Origin of the sequence: Siphonobacter sp. SORGH_AS_1065 (assembly GCF_030818595.1) — a bacterium.
Lineage (GTDB): Bacteria > Bacteroidota > Bacteroidia > Cytophagales > Spirosomataceae > Siphonobacter.
In genome coordinates this window covers 4,019,854-4,038,449 of the sequence record NZ_JAUTAM010000004.1, presented here as the reverse complement: position 1 = coordinate 4,038,449, position 18,596 = coordinate 4,019,854, and the positions used below count along the sequence as shown (strand labels likewise).

The 18,596-nt window shown below is 44.8% G+C and carries 12 protein-coding genes, 1 tRNA gene and 1 pseudogene; 3 read left to right on the top strand and 11 right to left on the bottom strand.

Annotated features, from left to right (window positions below):
- Positions 1-341: 341 nt before the first annotated feature.
- Both QE390_RS17515 and QE390_RS17510 read right to left on the bottom strand, forming a co-directional pair.
- Entirely contained in the window at positions 342-2,039 is a 1,698-nt protein-coding gene (locus QE390_RS17515; protein ID WP_307143104.1) for a TonB-dependent receptor, read from the bottom strand.
- 27 nt (positions 2,040-2,066) lie between these two features.
- A complete protein-coding gene (locus QE390_RS17510) occupies positions 2,067-5,081 on the bottom strand; it encodes a tetratricopeptide repeat protein (protein WP_307143103.1) in 3,015 nt (1,004 codons plus the stop codon).
- Positions 5,082-5,298: 217 nt separating this feature from the next.
- Here QE390_RS17510 and QE390_RS17505 point away from each other — a divergent pair, with 217 nt between their 5' ends.
- Positions 5,299-7,116, top strand: coding sequence for a M61 family metallopeptidase (locus QE390_RS17505; protein WP_307143102.1), 1,818 nt, complete (start codon positions 5,299-5,301; stop codon positions 7,114-7,116).
- Positions 7,117-7,260: 144 nt separating this feature from the next.
- Here the strand turns inward: QE390_RS17505 and QE390_RS17500 are convergent, their stop codons facing one another.
- Entirely contained in the window at positions 7,261-7,506 is a 246-nt protein-coding gene (locus QE390_RS17500) for a hypothetical protein (RefSeq protein WP_106634755.1), read from the bottom strand.
- A gap of 1 nt (position 7,507) precedes the next feature.
- Between QE390_RS17500 and QE390_RS17495 the strand changes: the two genes are divergently transcribed.
- On the top strand, positions 7,508-8,578 hold the full coding sequence (locus QE390_RS17495; RefSeq protein WP_307143101.1) for a tetratricopeptide repeat protein: 1,071 nt from the start codon (positions 7,508-7,510) through the stop codon (positions 8,576-8,578).
- Positions 8,579-8,714: 136 nt separating this feature from the next.
- On the opposite strand, the gene menD is transcribed toward QE390_RS17495, so the two are convergent.
- The 6 genes and pseudogenes from menD to QE390_RS17465 all read right to left on the bottom strand — a co-directional run bounded on the left by menD (position 8,715) and on the right by QE390_RS17465 (position 16,251).
- Entirely contained in the window at positions 8,715-10,427 is a 1,713-nt protein-coding gene (gene menD / locus QE390_RS17490; RefSeq protein ID WP_307143100.1) for a 2-succinyl-5-enolpyruvyl-6-hydroxy-3-cyclohexene-1-carboxylic-acid synthase, read from the bottom strand.
- A gap of 106 nt (positions 10,428-10,533) precedes the next feature.
- Positions 10,534-11,397 (bottom strand): RNA polymerase sigma factor RpoD/SigA, encoded by an 864-nt coding sequence (locus tag QE390_RS17485; RefSeq protein ID WP_094810398.1) that lies wholly within the window; start codon positions 11,395-11,397, stop codon positions 10,534-10,536.
- A 91-nt stretch (positions 11,398-11,488) separates the two neighbouring features.
- A pseudogene (gene pnp, locus QE390_RS17480) lies at positions 11,489-13,698 on the bottom strand (polyribonucleotide nucleotidyltransferase).
- Between the two features lie 266 nt (positions 13,699-13,964).
- Positions 13,965-14,240, bottom strand: coding sequence for a 30S ribosomal protein S15 (rpsO, locus tag QE390_RS17475; RefSeq protein WP_106634758.1), 276 nt, complete (start codon positions 14,238-14,240; stop codon positions 13,965-13,967).
- A gap of 59 nt (positions 14,241-14,299) precedes the next feature.
- Positions 14,300-15,775: an LptF/LptG family permease gene (locus QE390_RS17470; RefSeq protein WP_307143099.1), complete on the bottom strand. Its 1,476-nt coding sequence runs from the start codon at positions 15,773-15,775 to the stop codon at positions 14,300-14,302.
- 86 nt (positions 15,776-15,861) lie between these two features.
- Entirely contained in the window at positions 15,862-16,251 is a 390-nt protein-coding gene (locus tag QE390_RS17465; protein WP_106634760.1) for an START-like domain-containing protein, read from the bottom strand.
- A gap of 153 nt (positions 16,252-16,404) precedes the next feature.
- On the opposite strand from QE390_RS17465, the gene QE390_RS17460 reads away from it, so the two are divergent.
- Positions 16,405-16,478 (top strand) — tRNA-Met (locus QE390_RS17460).
- A gap of 356 nt (positions 16,479-16,834) precedes the next feature.
- Here QE390_RS17460 and holA read toward each other — a convergent pair.
- Together holA and QE390_RS17450 are read right to left on the bottom strand one after the other, a co-directional pair.
- Positions 16,835-17,854 carry a DNA polymerase III subunit delta gene (gene holA, locus QE390_RS17455; protein ID WP_307143098.1) on the bottom strand — a complete coding sequence of 340 codons (1,020 nt, stop codon included), beginning with the start codon at positions 17,852-17,854 and terminating at the stop codon, positions 16,835-16,837.
- 12 nt (positions 17,855-17,866) lie between these two features.
- Positions 17,867-18,472, bottom strand: coding sequence for an ACP phosphodiesterase (locus tag QE390_RS17450; RefSeq protein ID WP_307143097.1), 606 nt, complete (start codon positions 18,470-18,472; stop codon positions 17,867-17,869).
- Positions 18,473-18,596 lie beyond the last annotated feature (124 nt).

Sequence of the window (18,596 nt, the reverse complement as noted above, 5' to 3'; positions counted from 1 at the left end):
CTGTCATCCAGAGCAAAGCGAAGGACCTTATCACTTTTGCGAGCCTACTAGATCATGAGAGAACAAACGTACCTCCACCTCAACGCCGCGAGAAAAATTCATTTATACTTTGATTATTCGTCATCAAAGATCAGATCCAACGATTGTACATTATTAGTTTGCCTGTTAGAAATAAGTCGTTATCCTAAGTAAGGTTCTTCGCTTCGCTCTGAATGACAGATTACGTTAAGACGGTAAGGATGAACAAATAGAGAGAAATTCCCGATTATCTTCCTAACATTCTCTATACATAAAAAAAGCCCGCTGAAACAGCGGGCCTAATTTAAAGCAACAGCAATGATTTAGAATTGGTAGGATACGCCTGCCAGGAAGTTAACGCCCTGTTGTTTATAATACTGAAAGCGTTCAAAGTTCTTTCCTACAATGTTATTGACACTTACAAAAGCAGAAATGCGGTCGGTAATCAGGTAGGTGGTTCGCAGGTTCAGGTCAATGATGGGAGCCAGCGTTCTTACGACTCCTGAATTCAGATTTCGGCCTTTCAAACCGGTAATAACGTAGAAATCCGTTCCGACGATTAATTTCTTGCTGAAGGTTACTGTGTTACTCCAGGTAGCCGTGAACGTCGGACGATGGTAGGCAAAATCAATCTGCTTGAGGTCATACCCATACACATCAAATTTCAGGAACGAACGCCAGATGTCTTCATGCTGGTAGTTTAGTTGGCCCGACACGTTAATGACATTCGAGAAACCATTATCCTGCGGCTGATCGTACAACACGGAGAAACGAGTGGAGTCACTACCGGAATTATTAAACAGATACAGATTGCGGTACCGGCCAAAAGATACTTTAGCTTCATAACTAAAGCCTCCCTGAATCAGCCCTTTCGTTCCAATGTAGAAATCGTGCACTTTTTCCGTATTCAACAAGCGTACGTTTGGAGCCAGGTAAGGATTCTCATCAGTCAGGCTGGCCAGCGTATTCCGGTGAATGTCTCCCTGATACCCCGCAAACACGTGAATATCCTCTACAGGCATCAAATCCAGTTCGACTACCGGATAAGCATGTGTGGGTTTCGACAGGGCGTTGAGATTATCCGTTTCATTAACAACGTTAATACCCGCCAGCACGCTAAACCGATCGGTCCGATACTGGAAGGTCGGCTTGATGCGGAACAGGTTCCGGCTGTTGGTCAGCGAATCATTCCGCTGGGTTAGGTAAGCATCTCCGGCCAGGTGAGCAAAAAAGTTTTTCGTAATCGGAAAAGTCGCTTTCAGGTTCGTACCCCAATCGTATTCATTCGCCTGCGTGAACGTACTTAAGGAACGCAGTTTTGTTTTAATGGAGTAATCAATGACCGCATCTTTCTTCGTATTTTCAATGCCAATGCCGACGTTGAAGTTATTGAGTACCTGCTTGATATCTTCTCGTTTGGGCATTTCAATAGCCCGGCTGTATCCGTAGAAGTAATACTGATTACGGTCATACCCGAGACTACCCGTCAGCTTCATGCTACCTCCACTGTAACGTCCATCGACCTGAATCAACTGGTGACTGGTACCGGAGTTACGACCATCCACCGGACCCGTAGCCGTGGAATTGTGTAATCCCTTTATGCTCAGTCCGTAAGGCAGGTCATTGCGGGAATTGACATTAGCCTCTAGTAAGAAGCGACCATAGTTACCAGCTCCAACCTTGACTTCGGAATTAAACAGCGAACCATCATTCTGCGATTTGGGCATTTCGGTTACTGCTGGATTAAACTGAGGCGGAGCAATGAGTAGCTTCTGATCGGTGAACTGATACTTGAGTGGCTGTCGATCAGGCCGGGCCGATTGACTGGCCGGTATTTTCTCGAAATTGCGGTTTTGGGTAGTCAGGTTGATTTTACGTTCACGAACGATATCAATTTCCCCGGTCTGGATTTCTCCTTCACCTGGATTTCGGTTTTGGGCAAAGCTGGTGACACTACTTCCCAATAAACCCACAAAACCCAGGGATTGAAGGAAGGTTCGAATGGTGCGATTATGACTCATGTTTGGACAGATCTTCAGTTGAATGGATTACTTATTTCCCAGAGCAGCTAATTTTTTACGAGCTTCTTCTACTACTTCTTTATTCTCAGCTCCCTCGATAATGGTATTGAGCAGAGCCTTCGCCTGAAATGCTTCATTCAGACACACATAGACATCGGACAGTAGCAGGAAGCCCCGGTCAATCCACAACTGATCGGTATATTGCTCCTTGAGTTCATTGATAATCTTATCGCGTGATTCTTTGCATTTCTTCTCTTTATACAGGATCTGAGCGACGTTATAAATTGCCTCCGCTCCGTAGGAATCCTTGGCGAGTTTAGCAGTCTTCTCAAATTCTTCGATGGCTTTTTTGGAATCGCCTTTCGCCAGAGCAATTTTTCCGGCGAACAGCTGGGCCCGGTTTTGGGCTCCTAATACTGCATTACCACCATTGATGACTTCTTTTGCATACACCAGCGAAGAATCCAGTTTATTACCCTTGAAGTACGTTTCCATCAACCCCAGCTGACCCGCTACCTGATCTTTCTTGTTACTGGACGTGCGAAGTAAAGTCTGGTAGTTATTAGCGGCGGCCCGGTAGTTTTCGTTTTGGTACTCCAGTTCCGCAGCCCGCTGAGCTGCCCGATTGACAAACTGGGTTTTGTTTTCGCGAATTACCTGATAGTAATACCGTAACGCATTCGTGCGGTCTTCCGTCCGGAAATAGGAATCAGCCAGGTAATACACGCCTTCGGGGGTAGAAGCACTCTTCGGATATTGTTGAATGTAACTCTGGAATGCTTCAATCGCTTGAGCGTATTTCTCACCGAAGTATAAGTTCTTGGCGGCTTCGTATTTCACTTTCTCCAGCGATTCGCCATTCGGGTTACTTTGCTCGTATCCCTTAATAATAGTAGAGAATTCTTCGGGACGACCTGCGGAATTCAGGGCATCTTGTACACCAATCAGGGCTGATTCTGCACTTTTGGACGCTGCGTATTTACTCAGGATTACCTGATAATCGGCAATGGCCTCGTCGTAACGCTTCATGTTACTGTAGGCAATGGCTCGTTGCAGATAAGCTGCGTGCAGGATAGGACTTTGAGGCTGCTGTTTAATCAGTTTTGTAAACTGGGCTACGGCTCCCTGGTAATTCTGCTGATTCAGTTCCACCATACCTAACTGAAAAATGGCATCATCTACATAGGGCGAATTAGGATACTGATTCAGTAACTGATTCAGCGTAGTCCGGGCTTCGGCGTATTTATCGGTATAGAGCAGGGAAATTCCTTTATTATAAAGGGCATTATCCTTATCTGATTTCCCCGTAACTGCAACCTGATCGTAAATCTTGGTAGCCTCATCATAACGTTTCGCCACCAGATACGTATCGGCCAATCGGATCATGGCATCCTCGTAGTTACTGCGATCCGCCGAAGGTAGTCCACGCACCGCATCAGTATAAGCCTTGAATTGCGTGGATGCTTTATCGTATTCCCGGGTGTTGTAATAGGCATAACCCAAGCCGTAACGACTCCGAATTTTATAATCCGGCACTATTCGGGACTGCTCACTGCTGGCAATAAGCTGGGTATACTGAGGAATGACTTCGGCGTATTTCTGCTGGGCTGAAGTTGCTTCTGCTTTCCAGAAACGAGCCGCTACCGCCAGATCGCGGTTATCATTGTATTTTAGGGATTTGTCAAAAGCTGCGATGGCCCGGTCAAACTGCTCGGCATTATAGGCGTTTATGCCAATGTTATAGGCTGCCTGCTGGTATTGATTCCGTTGTTTCGGGCTCAGGTTGCGTTCTTTATCGAGATAATCCAGAATCAGAGCGTAGTTATTGGAAAGTAATAAGCCTTCACCCCGTAATTCTTTGCTTTCATTCAGGTACGCACTGTTGGGATACGTCTGGATGAACTGATCGAACTCCTTCACGGATTCATTCCCATTTCCCAAATCCAGTTGAACTTTTGCGTGATTGAACGCGGCGTCTTCCTGAACCGATTTATTAAAGTTCAGGCGACGGGCCTGATCCAACGCAGCCAAGGAATACTGTAGATTATCCGTATTCAGATAACTAATCCCCATGTAATAAGAGGAATACTGTCCGAGGGTATCTCTATTGGCCGCCAGCGGCTTGAAGGTGTTAATGGCTCCGTTAAAATCGTTCTGGCGATACAGGGAATACCCATACCGATAGGCCGCCGGTGCGGGTAACTTCCCACCCCGGAAATTAGTATGCATCTTATAATATTCGGAGGCTTTGGCGTAATTGCCTTTCTGGAAGTACACATCAGCCGTTAGCAACGACAGGTCGTCCAATTTCTTACCCGATTTATTTCCCTTCCGTAAAATGGGCTCTGCGTAAGAAATCAGGGAATCGTATTGCCGCTGGCGATAATAGGAATGAGCAATCCAGCCGGGGGCTTCATTCCCAAACTCCTTGGAGTTTTCAATCCGGCGAAAGTCGAGGACGGCACCGGCATAATCTTCATTCTTGAAACGAATCACTCCGGCATAATAGCTAGCTGCGGTAGCAAACTCCGTACTGCTTTGCTTCACGACATCCAGCGAAGTCAGGGCTGCCGGATAATTCTGGGTGTAATACTGAGCCATCCCCAGCTTGAAGGTCGCTTCCATCCCACTGGCTTTCTCCAGGTAAGGAATGGCCCGGGCGTAATCACCATTGTTATAATAATAGTTACCCAGATCCGCATACAACTGCTTGGCTGCCGGGTGATCGCCATGGTTTTTCACAAACCGCTCCGAAAGAATTTCGGCTTCAGGCTGATTCAGATACAAAGCCGACATAGCGATGTAATACTCCGCATTGACGGCATTCAAATCATTACTGGCCAGTAAGCCCTTATTCGTATCCAGAAATCGCTGGAATTCCTGACGGGCAGATGCGTAATTTTTCTTTTCAATAAACTCAATTCCTGAACGATAATACGTATCCGGCGAGGTATAATTTAATGTATTCTGAGCTAACAAAGCTTGCCCGGAATACATCGAAAGTAAGCACGACCCCAAGAGGGACAAGCGGCGTGTACGCATAGAGAGAGGCTGATTTAGGATCATTCAGAACTTAATACTTATAAAAATCTATGAAAAAAGAGGCCAATGGCATAGAACAACCACTGCAATAACCACAAACCAGAGGGTTTTGTGAGGGTTTATTACAAAATGCTACAAAAAAAGACAAATAAAGGGCGGTGTCTTCATTTCCATAGACTATTTTCACGGTTTAAACGCAAAGAAATACAAAACCGATATGATTCAACGACTCGTTGTTTTCGTTTTTATCGTGTTCTTCCTTTGCGGTTTCGTTTTTGTGCCTGATTCCATGAGTCAAACCCATATACAGTACACCATTTCGATGCCTGAGCCAGCTACGCACTGTGTTGAGGTCGAAATGCAAATTTCAGATGTAAACCAGCCGGACCTCCAGCACCAGGGTTATATTGATTTAAAAATGCCCGTCTGGACACCCGGTTCCTATCTGATTCGTGAGTATTCCAAAAACGTTGACCGCTTAGAAGCATGGACGGATCACCAGCCAACGGTGGCCCGAAAGATTAGAAAAAATGTCTGGCGGATTCCGCTCAGTTCTTGTACCAAACACTTAAAAGTCCATTACCAGTTATACGCCAACGAGTTAACCGTTCGCACTAATTTTCTCGACGATCAACAAGCCTACCTAACCGGGGCGGCTACCTTTTTATACGCCGAACCCTTCGTTCATTTACCGCATTACGTTACCATAAAGCCCTTTTCTGACTGGAAATCAGTATCGACGGCCCTCCCCGCCGTCGAATGGGATCCTCATACCTATCGGGCAGATCATTTCGATTTGCTGGTTGATTCGCCTTTCCAGATTGGTACGCACCGTACTCTGCATTTTGAAGCCTGTGGAATTCCCCATCAGATTGCCATGGTTGGCTCTCACGCTCCCGTAGATGAAGAGCAACTCTTAAGCGATTACAAACGCATTTGTGAGGCGGCCTTAACTGTCGTTGGGCAACATCCCTGCTCGCACTATCTGTTTATCGTTCAACACACCAATGGTGGACTGGGCGGGCTTGAGCATTTACATTGCACGACTTTGCAGGCTAACCGAAATACGTATAGCCAGGATGTTTCATACGCAAACTTTCTGGGGCTGGTCGCTCACGAGTATTTTCACCTGTGGAATGTAAAACGAATCCGTCCCATTGAGCTGGGACCTTTCGATTACGAGAATGAAAATTATACGCATCTGCTGTGGGTTGCGGAAGGCTTCACCAGCATGTACGATAATCACATCCTCCGTCGGGCGAAACTGAGTAGTGTCGAAAAATACCTGGCTGATGTGGCGAGCGATTTCAGTTACGTGGCTAACACACCCGGCACCCGAATCCAGTCACTGACGGATGCCAGTTGGGATGCCTGGATCAAGTACTACCGTCCTAACGAGAATGCGATCAATAGCCAGAGTTCTTACTACGTGAAGGGGGCCGCTGTGGCCACGTTGTTGAACCTTGAAATTCTTCACGCCACCCAGGGGAGCCGCTCCCTTGACGATGTGATGCGTTACTTGTATACGACGTATTACCTGGAACAAAACCGAGGCTTCAGTGAAGAAGAAATTCAGTCTGCCATCGAGCACATAGCCGGAGTAAGTTTTGACTCCTTTTTCAGCGATTACATCTGGGGAACGAAAGCTTTGAATTTTAACAAATACCTGGCGTACGTAGGTTGTTCCCTTGCGAACGAGATTCAGCCCTTCACAACAGCTTTTCTCGGAGCAAACGTAGCTCCCGGCAAAAATGTGGTATCATCCATCATCAAAGACTCTCCGGCCTATCGGGCTGGTCTGAATGCAGGCGATGAACTGGTCAGTGTAAACGGCCAACCACTCACTGATTTGAATCGGTTTATTCTAACTCAGAAGCCCAATGATGAATTACTTTTCGAAGTAAGGAGAAGTGGTTTGATTCGAACGTTTGATGTCAAACTAAGCACTTCTCCCTTGAAAAAATACGTCATTGTCAGGGATGCTAACCCGAGTAAGGAACAGCAAAATCTATTTGAAACCTGGGTTTGGGCGTAAGCGATTATTCGCCAAAAGGATCATAAAATCTGCTGGATCTATGCTGATTAAAAAACCTGACTAAGTCCAAAATACATTTAGTATTATTTAGTTAGTAAATACTAAATCTGATTTTCAAGGCGTTACGGTATTTGTCTACGTTTTTTAATCATCTAATTCGTCCACGGCTTCGCCCCAATCTTTGGCCATTTCTTCGAAACGACGCATCACTTTGTCCAAAAAAGGACCATTCAACATTTCTTTTAAATCATCCTCACTTGTAATATCATACTCATTAATTTTATACGTCTGCTCAAAATAACCGGCTTCAACTTTAACAATGTAGCGATTGTTCCAGGCATACAGGGTGATTTTACAGGAAGGATGCGGTACTTCTCCAATGACTTTCATAATGAATGCGAATAATGTGAATACATGGCAACGAGCCATTTCCAGTACGAATATGCGATTACTATCCCTACTTTTCCTAGTTTTTTTTGTCAGTTGTGGAAACCAGCGTGAACAGGAAGCATACCAATTTTTCCTTCGCGGCAACGACCAGTTACTGAAACAGGATTACCCGCAAGCCATTCGTTTTTATACAGAAGCCATCAAGAAAAAAGAAGATTTTTCAGAAGCATTGACCAACCGGGGCCTCTCCTACTTGCAACAGGGTGATACGGAAAAAGCCCTGAGGGATTTAAACAACTCCCTGAAAATCAATCCTAAACTTGGAAGCACGTATCAAAATCGGGGTAATCTTTTTTCGCTGGAAGGCCAATATGCCCCTGCTCGAAAAGACCTGGAAGAAGCCGTAAAACTGATACCCGATTCGTCTTCGGCCTGGGCTTTATTAGGTAACGCCCAATACATGACGGGTCAGGAAGATTTAGCTTTTTCATCTTTTGATAAAGCCGCTCAATTACGCCCATCCGATTACACTACCTACGCCTTCCGAGGGTGGATCTATGTACTTCGGAAAGAATACGCCAAGGCTCAGGAAGATTTCAAAAAAGTATTGCAGTATAAACCCAATGAGCCTAGTTCGGTTAATAACCTGGCTATGGTTAGTACCATGCTCGGAAATCCGCAGGAAGGTTTGAAATGGGCCGATCTGGCCGTAAAAATTACGGAAGGCAAACTTCTCGCCTACTCCGTTAACAACCGGGCTTTTGCTTTGCTGGAACTTAATCGACTGGAAGAGGGCAAGGCTGAACTAGATCGCTCTCTCCGGCTTGAGGAAAATAATGCCTGGGCTTATCGTAACCTGGGTATCTATTACCTGAAGAAATCCGATGCTGCAAAAGCCCTGCAAGAATTACAAAAAGCCGAAAAGTTGGACCCTTCGGTAGATGAAATCAATTATTACTTTGGAAAAACGTACGAGTTACTGGGTCAATCGGCTGAAAAGTGTAAATCCTGGCAAAAAGGGGCTGCTTTGCATGAGAAAAAAGCATTGGAAGCGGCTAAAACCTGCCGATAATACGTTCTGAGAATTGAACGGAACGGGCACTATATCGAGCTTTGTTCCTCTATCCAATTCTCAGAAGGCATTATTGATCAAAAGACTGACGTAATACTCACCATAAACTACTCATTTCAAAGGACTTACAAGAGACCTAAAGTGCTTTCATAAGGGTCTTAAAATGGTCAAAGTAATTTTGATTCATCTCAACATTACTACTGATTTCCAGGAGTTTAGCATTTTCATCCTCTAAAATGAACGAAGGAAGAGCTTTTTCGAGTTCTTCGTAGCTAGTCACGTACTCGTAATTCAGTCCAGCATCCTGAGCGGTGTTTTGGGCGGAAGTCTGATGACGCGTTTCAAAGAAGGTCTCCAGTTCAGGTTGCTGACGAGGTCCTTCAATCATTCGGAAAATACTACCACCTGAATTATTGATTAAGACAATCCGAAGGTTAGCCGGTACATGGGGATGCCATAAAGCATTTCGATCATAGAAAAAGGCTACGTCTCCAATTAGTACAAAAACCAACTGATCGGTTGTCAACGCGGCTCCGACAGCCGTACTTAAACATCCATCAATGCCACTGGTTCCACGGTTTGAAAAAACGGTAATGTTTTTCTCATGCCCAATAAAATTGGCGTATCGAACCGACATGCTATTGGCCAGATGTAACTGGGAATGAGCTGGCATTACCGCCATCACTTCATCGATAGCTTTGAATTCTACGAAAGCTTCCGTCAACCGAAAATTTGAACGAATAGCCTGAAGTGATTTTTGTTCGGCCTTTTCCCAGTGAGCCAGGTATTCTGTTTCGATTTCATCGTCACCATTTCGGAATGCCCGTAAGTCCAGCGTTTCCAGTAACTCTTTAAAAAATAGCTCTTTATCAACTGCAAGCTGATGCGTTAAAGTCTGGAAGGGATCAATCAGTTCCCGTCGGGAAGTAATGTGGTAATGATTTTTCGGTTTATGTTTTCGGAGATATAACTTCAGATTTTTGGAAACGAATGCATCTCCAAAAGAAATGACCAGGTCCGGCTGTAGCTCTTCCAGTAAATCCGTATGGGTAGAAGCCAGAAAAAAATCGGGATGGGTAATGAAATTTCCGTGAAGATTGGAGAGCACCTCCCCTACTACGGGTATACCTAACTCCTCTTTGATTTGGCGAAGTGTTTCCAGTAACTCGCGGGAAATCACCTGCTGACCCGCTAAAATCAAAACCCGATCAGTGGATTCAATTTTTTGAAGTAACTCTTCCCAGGTTTCTACTGGTAACTGAGTTTTACCCCTTGAATGCAGAATCACCTTAGGTGAACCATAGGTGTACGATTCATCCGCTTTCGGATAGAAGGGTTCGCGGATGGGCACATTCAAATGAACCGGTCCCTTCGGATCTTCTTCCGCCGTGTGAATGGCCTGATTTACACTTCGTTCGATAAACCACAAACTATCCGAATGGGTATAATCTGCTGGTAATGAAATAGACTCCTTGACGTGTTTTCCATACACCGAATCCTGATGAATCATTTGTCCATCCTGCTGATAAATCCATTCGGGGGGGCGGTCGGCAGTGAGTACTAGCAAGGGCACTCCCAGAAAGTAGGCTTCGGCGACAGCCGGAGCAAAATTCAGAGCTGCGGTTCCAGAAGTACAGATAAGTACAACGGGTTTATTCAATTGTTGTGCCATACCCAGGGCTATATAGGCCGCCGCTCGTTCGTCGGGAATCACTTTTGTTTCAATAGAAGGATGCCGGGCAAAAGCTAACGTCAAAGCAGCAGACCGAGAGCCGGGCGAAATGACTGCCTGGGTTATGCCGCGACGTACGCATAATTCTGCCAGATCCAATAGCGGTTGCAAAATCATAATAGATTATATCGTAAGCGGACGGAGGTCCGAAGTACTTAAAAATAAATTCTATAAAAAAAGCCCCCGAAGTGGAGGCTTTTTTTATTTTTCTGGACTTGAAAAATTATCCTAAATACGTTTTTAACGCTTTACTCCGTGAAGTATGGCGTAAACGGCGAATGGCTTTTTCTTTAATCTGGCGAACACGTTCACGAGTCAGGTTAAATTTCTCACCAATCTCTTCCAGTGTCATGGCATGGTTACCATCCAGACCGAAATAAAGGGTGATGACATCTGCTTCGCGTTGAGTTAACGTAGACAAGGCCCGTTGTACCTCTTTACGAAGAGACTCATTCACTAATCCTGAATCAGGTTTGTCTTCACCGTCATTTTCAAGAACGTCAAGTAAGGAGTTTTCTTCTCCCTGTACGAAAGGAGCATCCATTGAAACGTGACGACCTGAGATTTTCAGGGTGTCTACTACTTCGCCGGCGGAAATTTCCAGTACTTCGGCTAGCTCTTCGGGAGAAGGTTCCCGCTCAAAACGTTGCTCCAGTTCAGAGAACGTTTTAGAAATTTTGTTCAGGGAACCTACCCGGTTCAGGGGCAGACGAACAATACGAGACTGTTCGGCCAAAGCCTGAAGAATAGACTGACGAATCCACCATACAGCGTATGAGATGAATTTAAAACCGCGAGTCTCATCGAAACGCTGAGCGGCTTTGATCAAACCTAAGTTACCTTCGTTGATTAAGTCACCCAGAGAAAGACCCTGGTTCTGATATTGTTTAGCTACTGACACTACGAAACGTAAGTTTGCTTTAGTCAGTCGCTCTAACGCTAATTGGTCACCTTCACGAATTCTTCGAGCCAGTTCTACCTCCTCGTCCGGGGTGAGCAAATCCACTTTACCAATTTCCTGAAGGTATTTATCAAGAGATTGGCTTTCCCGGTTAGTGATCTGCTTAGAAATTTTTAGCTGTCTCATCTGGCATCAGAATTTGCTATGGGTTGCTGATGATTATGTAACATGAAATCGTAGAAAAAAAATTCAGGAATGGAAGCTTGTCCTACAAAAATTAATTGCGGGGGCGACGATTCTCAGAATTTCCCCGGTCACTGCGTTCGGGGCGGTCGCTACGTTCGGGTCTTTCGGGACGTTCCTGATAACCTTCGGGTTTGGGTAACAACACCCGACGAGATAAACGGAATTTTCCGGTTTTCTGATCTACTTCAATCAGTTTCACCTGAACTTCTTCACCTACTTCCAGAACACCTTTCATGGCGGGCAAACGATCCCATGAGATTTCAGAAATATGTAACAGGCCATCACGTCCTGGTAAAAATTCTACGAAAGCTCCAAAATCAGTAACCGTTTTTACTTTACCCGTATACACTTCACCTACTTCAGGAACAGTTACGATTCCTTTCACGCGACCAACCGCAGCATCCATGGCTTCTTTATTGGTAGCAAAAATGCTAACGAAACCTTTACTGTCTTTTTCTTCGATGGCGATGGTAGCTCCCGTAGTTTTCTGAATTTCCCCTGGACAACTTTACCACCAGGTCCAATCACTGCACCAATGAATTCCTGAGGAATCTCAATGATGAAGGCACGTGGAGCATGAGGTTTAAGATCCGGACGAACTTCGGCAATAGCCTTTTTCATTTCGTTCAGGATATGCAGACGACCCGCTTTTGCCTGAAGTAATGCTTCTGCCACCACTTCATACGCTAAGCCATCAATTTTCATATCCATCTGGCAGGCCGTGATTCCTTTTTCGGTACCCGTTACCTTAAAGTCCATATCACCTAAGTGATCTTCATCACCCAGGATGTCGGATAACACGGCGTACTTACCCGTCTCAGGGTCAGAGATTAATCCCATCGCAATTCCTGAAACTGGTGCTTTAATTTTTACGCCGGCATCCATCAGTGCCAGCGTACCGGCACAAACCGTTGCCATAGAAGAAGAACCATTAGATTCCAGAATATCCGAAACGACACGAATCGTATATGGATTTTCAGCATCTGCTGGCATTACTTTCTTAATGGCACGCATGGCCAGGTTACCATGCCCTACTTCACGGCGTCCAGGTCCACGGTTGGGCTTCACTTCTCCGGTAGAAAATCCAGGGAAGTTATAGTGCAACATGAATTTATTGTAACCGGAAAATAAAGCCTGGTCCACAATCTGTTCGTCCATCTTGGTTCCCAGCGTTGCCGTCGTGATCGACTGCGTTTCTCCGCGGGTGAACACAGCCGAACCATGGGCACGGGGCAGGTAATCCACTTCACACCAGATCGGACGAATCTCGTCTAACTGACGACCATCCAAACGGCGACGCTCGTTTAAGACCAGATTACGGGCGGCATCTTTCTCAATATCGTGGAAATACGTTCCTACCAGCGAAAGGTCAATGGTATGATCTTCGGGTAAGCTATCCAGATATTCCTGACGAACCGCCTTGAATCCTTCTTTACGAATGGTTTTGTTCGCATTACCTTGAGCGGCAACGGCATAAACCTTATCGTAATAAGCATTATATAATGACTTCTTCAGTTCGGGATCGTGCGTTTCGTGACTGTACGTACGTTTCACTGTTTTCCCTACTTCTGCTTCTAATTCTTTCTGAATCGCACACTGAGCTTTGATCGCTTCATGAGCTGTTTTGAGTGCCGTTAACATATCTTCTTCCGATACTTCGTTGCACTCTCCTTCTACCATCAAAATATCATTGCTATTTCCAGCAACGATCAGATCCAGTTCAGCACGATCCAGCATAGAGGTAGGCGGATTGATCAAATACAATCCGTCAATTTTTGCTACCCGTACTTCTGAAATGGGACCATTGAAAGGAATGTCAGATACCATTAAAGCAGCTGATGCGGCTAAACCGGCCAGGGCATCAGGCAATACTTCTGGATCTGCGGAGATCATCATGATGTTCACCTGAACATCTGCGTGAAAATCTCCGGGAAAGGTGGGACGTAAAGCTCGGTCTACCAGACGGCTTACCAGAATTTCGTAATCAGAAAGGCGACCTTCCCGACGCTGAAAACTTCCTGGGATTTTACCAGCAGATGCAAATTTTTCCTGATAGTCAACCGATAAAGGTAAGAAATCGGTGCCCGGACGTGCATCTGCAGCGGCTACTGCCGTGGCCAGTAACATCGTATCGCCCATGCGAACTACGACTGAGCCGTCGGCTTGTTTAGCCAGTTTCCCTGTCTCAATGGTAATAAAACGACCATCGGGAAGGGTAATTTTTTTAGTTACAACGTTCATATTTTTTCGTTTAGACCGCTTTTGAGACCGCTCTCCACTAAGCGAGGGACCGCTGTGTAGCTCATCCTAGAGGAGGAACCGCTTTCAAGAGGTTAACCAGAAAATGCGTTTCTGGTTTACTGTATTTTTACTCCTGTGCAGTCTTTATTCTATTAGAGTAAAAAAAGCACGGGAAGTAATCTGTTTGTCGAAAATAAATTTCAGGACAAACGCAAAACAAGTCAGGGAATCCACAAAAGGAATTCCCTGACTTGACAATCATCCGATTATTTACGGAGACCTAATTCTGCAATAATTGCACGGTAACGATTGATATCTTTTTTGTGCAGATAGTCGAGTAGACGACGGCGTTTACCTACTAATTTCAAAAGACCTGCTTGAGTAGCGTAATCTTTTTTGTGTACTTTCAAGTGGCTCGTTAAAGAGCTAATCCGGTACGTAAACAGAGCAATTTGCGATTCAGCCGAACCTGTGTCGGTTGCTGACTTGGCATGCCCCTGCGATTCAAAAATTTCTTTTTTCTTGTCGGCAGTCAGATACATGTGATGCAGCTAATATTAATGGTGAATCGCAAAAATACAACGATTTAAACGAAAAAACACTATACTGCTCTGCTTTTTTTCTTAAATAATGTGGTCTGCGACTTCCAGTTCATCACTTTTTCTTTCAAACGGTTGAAAGCAATGCTATATACGTCAGCTTCAAACAACCGGGAATCATTCAAGGCCTTCATCAGGAAATAAATACCAAAACCAAACAGCACCAGATTGGACATCCAGGCGGCCAAAGGCACCCACATGGTTCCTTCCTTGGCGTATTTATCACCCTGAATTGTTAATACATACATCAGAATGAAAAAGACTATGGCCACCAGAACGGGTAAACCGAATCCACCCTTTTTGATAATGGAACCCAGCGGAGCCCCAATCAAAAACATAACCAGACAGGATATCGCGGTTGTGAATTTGTGATTCCACTCCAGCTCGTTTTTGTAAATATTCTTACGGCGGTCATACATCAGCAAATCATCCGTTTCAATGGAAGTCAACCGGGACTTGGCCGAGCTTAACGCACTGGCTGTAATATCCGTGCTTTTGACCAGCGGTAACTTTTCTCTCGCCGTAATCAGAGAATCAACCCAGCGGTTAGGCATTTTTTGGGCTGTTTCACTAAGCGGTTGCAGGTGGTAAGAATAATACTGCCTTGCCATGGAGACCAGACCTTTAATCGCCAGCTCGTAATTATTTTTCAGCGAATCCCCGTCCATCGAAAGCTGACCTATGGACTTCATGATGGCGTGGTTTTTAAATTGGTCCTCGTCCGTTTTCGTCATTTGAAACGAACGCATATTGATGTATTTTTTGGTATGCTTGAAAGCGTTTTTGGCAAAGTCAGTGGTATTTCCATCGCCAGAAGACTTATCCACATCTTCTACATAGTCGGTGGCATTAAATAACTCAAAAACCAGATACCCTCCATCCAGAATCGTGTACGTTCGGGCAGAATCAGCTATCGTCACGTGCCGGTTGCCATTACTCTCCGCATGATCATAGATCAATACATTTTTCAGCGAACCATTTTCGTAGTTCTTGGAAACTTTAATACTATAGCCGGGCAGGTCATTATTAAAAACACCTTCTTTGAAACTTAGCGTTGCTTTCGTTGTCTTAATGTCCCAAAGCAGACTATAGCCCTTCAAATTTGCCCAGGGTTGAACCGTGTTATTAAACCAGAGTATGAATCCGGTAATAAACACCATAACCACCGCCACGGGCCGAATAACCCGGCCCAGAGAAATGCCCGCACTTTTTACAGCCGTTAACTCTGAGAATTCGCCCAGGTTACCAAAACACATCAGCGAAGACAAGAGCACCGCCAGCGGCATGGAAACCGGAACGACCATTAAGCTGAAAAAGAAAAACAGACGCCCATAGACATCCAAGCCTACGTCGCGACCGGCGATTTCGTCGAAATAAAGAAGAATGAAACGGGTTAAAAAAATAAATTCAGTAACGGCAAAAGTTACAATGAAAGGCCCCCAAAAAGCCTTTAACACTAATTTATCTAATTTTCTCATGGCAGATTCTGTCAATCGGGCTCAAGTATAACCAAGAAATGAAGGAATCATCTCTTGCAGTAGCCAGATTTAACAACTCCTAACATTTATCCCCCTACTACTTCCCGCAAACTATCAATTAATCCATCCCAAAGAGCCTGGAGGTCTTCCTCATCGTTGTTATCCGAGTAATCCGTAATTTTCAGGAATGTAGAATTGGTAAGGTCACTTTGTTCGAGACGAAATTCCATATAGTTGCCTTCGGTTTCACCGGGCTCAGGTAAGAAATCATACTTGATACTTTTATTCTGGCGTATCGAAGTGATCTTGGCAGGGTGGTTTTCGCCATCCCACTCAAAAATCATAGACTGATTGGAGCCCACGTTTACTTTATTAGCAAACCATTGCTGAAGGCCAGAAGCAGTGCTGATATAAGAAAAGAGCATCTTGGGAGAAGCCCGGAGTTCGTATTCGGTAACAAATTTGTACTTAGTCATAATTTTTTTCGTCAATGACGCCTCCAGTTAAATTACTCAAAATCAATAAAATATTCAATTACTCAAACGGGTCATTGAAAGAATTCTCGATTTTTTTTTCACAAGGTATAGCTTTTCGCTGAAAAATCACATACTTTTGCACCACAAAATAACGGCGGGGTAGCTCAGATGGTTAGAGCGTCGGATTCATAACCCGGAGGTCACGAGTTCGATTCTCGTCCCCGCTACAAAATAAAACGCAGGCTTTCGGCCTGCGTTTTTGCATTTATACCCTTTCGATTCGTGCTTTCCTGCTACTGCTAGTCTTGCTAAGTATTTGCTAAACGACTCCTTTCCGTGTCGGAATGAGCCAGTTTTGTTCCCTCTGCTACTCAATAATCCTCAACTTCGTTCGGCATGGATTTTTGAACCTATATGGTTCCATTTTTGTCCATCTATTCACCTAAATAGCTGAAAATGACTGATTCACAAATCAGGACAAAAAACAAGAAACGTATTCTGCCATATTGACTGTCTGTCACAAATACCTCCCCAACTGGGAGGATGTTACTTTTATGTACTTTTAAGCAGAAATTTAGAATCTCTAGTGCAAAATCTTGAAAATTAATTCTTTAAGGATAATTTCATCGGTAATTGTACCTCCGTCTACCCCTTTGGCATACGCATCCGCCTGTCTCAGATATTTAATCACCTGAGCTGTTTTGTCCAGGCTGTAGTTGCGTACACCCGCCAGGTAATCTTTCACAAAAAAGGGGTTAACTCCCAGCTCAGAAGCCAGATTCCGTTCGCTTTTGTCAGCAATGGAATGTACGAGTAACAGCTTGCTAAAAAAATTATAAAGGATGATTAAGGTGGGCTGAATGGGGTTATCCTTCGGGTTCTTTGCGAAGTGATACGCAATGCGATTGGCTCGTTCGGTATTTCGCTGAATAAGGGCTTTCTGTAATTCGAAATTGTTATACTCCCGACTTACGCCTACAAAGCGTTCTACGGTCTCGGCCTGGATGGATTCGTCCGCTTTCAAGTTCAGGATAATCTTCTCCAGTTCATTGGCAATTCGTTTAAGATCATTACCGATAAACTCCGTTAACATTTGTAACGCCTTTGGGCTAATCTTCACTCCTTTGTCGTGACAATACGCGGCAATCCAATCCGGTATCTTATTGTCATACAGCTTTTTAGAAGAAAAGTAGACGCCTTTTTTATCGGCTGCCTTTACCCAGGCCTTGCGTTCGTCCACGGTACTTTTGAAGCATAGCACCAGGATGGTAGAATCCAGCGGATTAACAATGTAATCTTCCAGAAAACGTACGGTATCTTTGGAATCAAGCCCCTGCATGTCCTGAGCTTCCTTGACTATCACTAGCTGTCGGTCGGAAAGCATGGGGTAACGTTTGGCATGACCTAATAAAGTCGCAATGCTCGTATCTTTTCCATACAGAACAAACTGATTGAAATCGCGGGCTGAAGGAGAAAGGGCATTTTCTTCCAGGTAACTAGCAAGCTGATCAATGTAGAAGGGTTCGTCCCCGGCCAGAAGATAAATGGGTGCAAACTGATTTTTCTTTACGTCTTTCCAAATCGCGTCAAACGTCTGGGGCATAGGATTACTCAATTATAAATGATTCGATTCCTGTAAGAACTGCTGGCACCGCTGCTGTAGATCGGGCCAGAACTCTTCAAAATCGGTTTTAAAAAATTCGTATTCATCGGCCAGTTGTCCGATGCTGCGTTCGATACCCGCCGCTGGCGGAAAGCGTACACCAATTCCTTTCAGGGACCATTCAATCCCCGCCAAAGTGGCATACCCGGTAAACCAGTCCCGGCTGGTCAGCGAACGAACGGTGCTTTGCATGACCTCGGGTAATACGGCCTGGTGTCGTAAAACGGCCTGGTAGAAGTCCTGAGCGTAGGCGGTCAGAGGTCCGGTCCCGTATGTCTTCCATTCCCGGGCTAATACATAATCATAGAACATATCCACCAAAATGCCTGATAATAACCCGTATTCCTCCACGAGACGGTCTTTGCTGCGGCGAGTAACCGGATGATGGTCCGTAAAATCATCGATGATTCGATGAAGCCTTACCCCTACCAGCATATCCTGAGAAATGCCTTCGGGATGATAATTTTCCAGGCGGCCCTTCACGAATTCACCCAGCAAATTACCGACCTGCACGTCTTGATTACGCCCCGAAAGTACAGTATGTGCCAGAAAATTCATGGGTAAATAGAAATTTAGTCCGATCCACTTTATATTGGAATGGTTATTTAACCAACAAGGTTCAGTTTAAATCCATTCGACCTTTTAATCTTTTCAACTGTCTTATTTCTCAAGCCGGCGTATG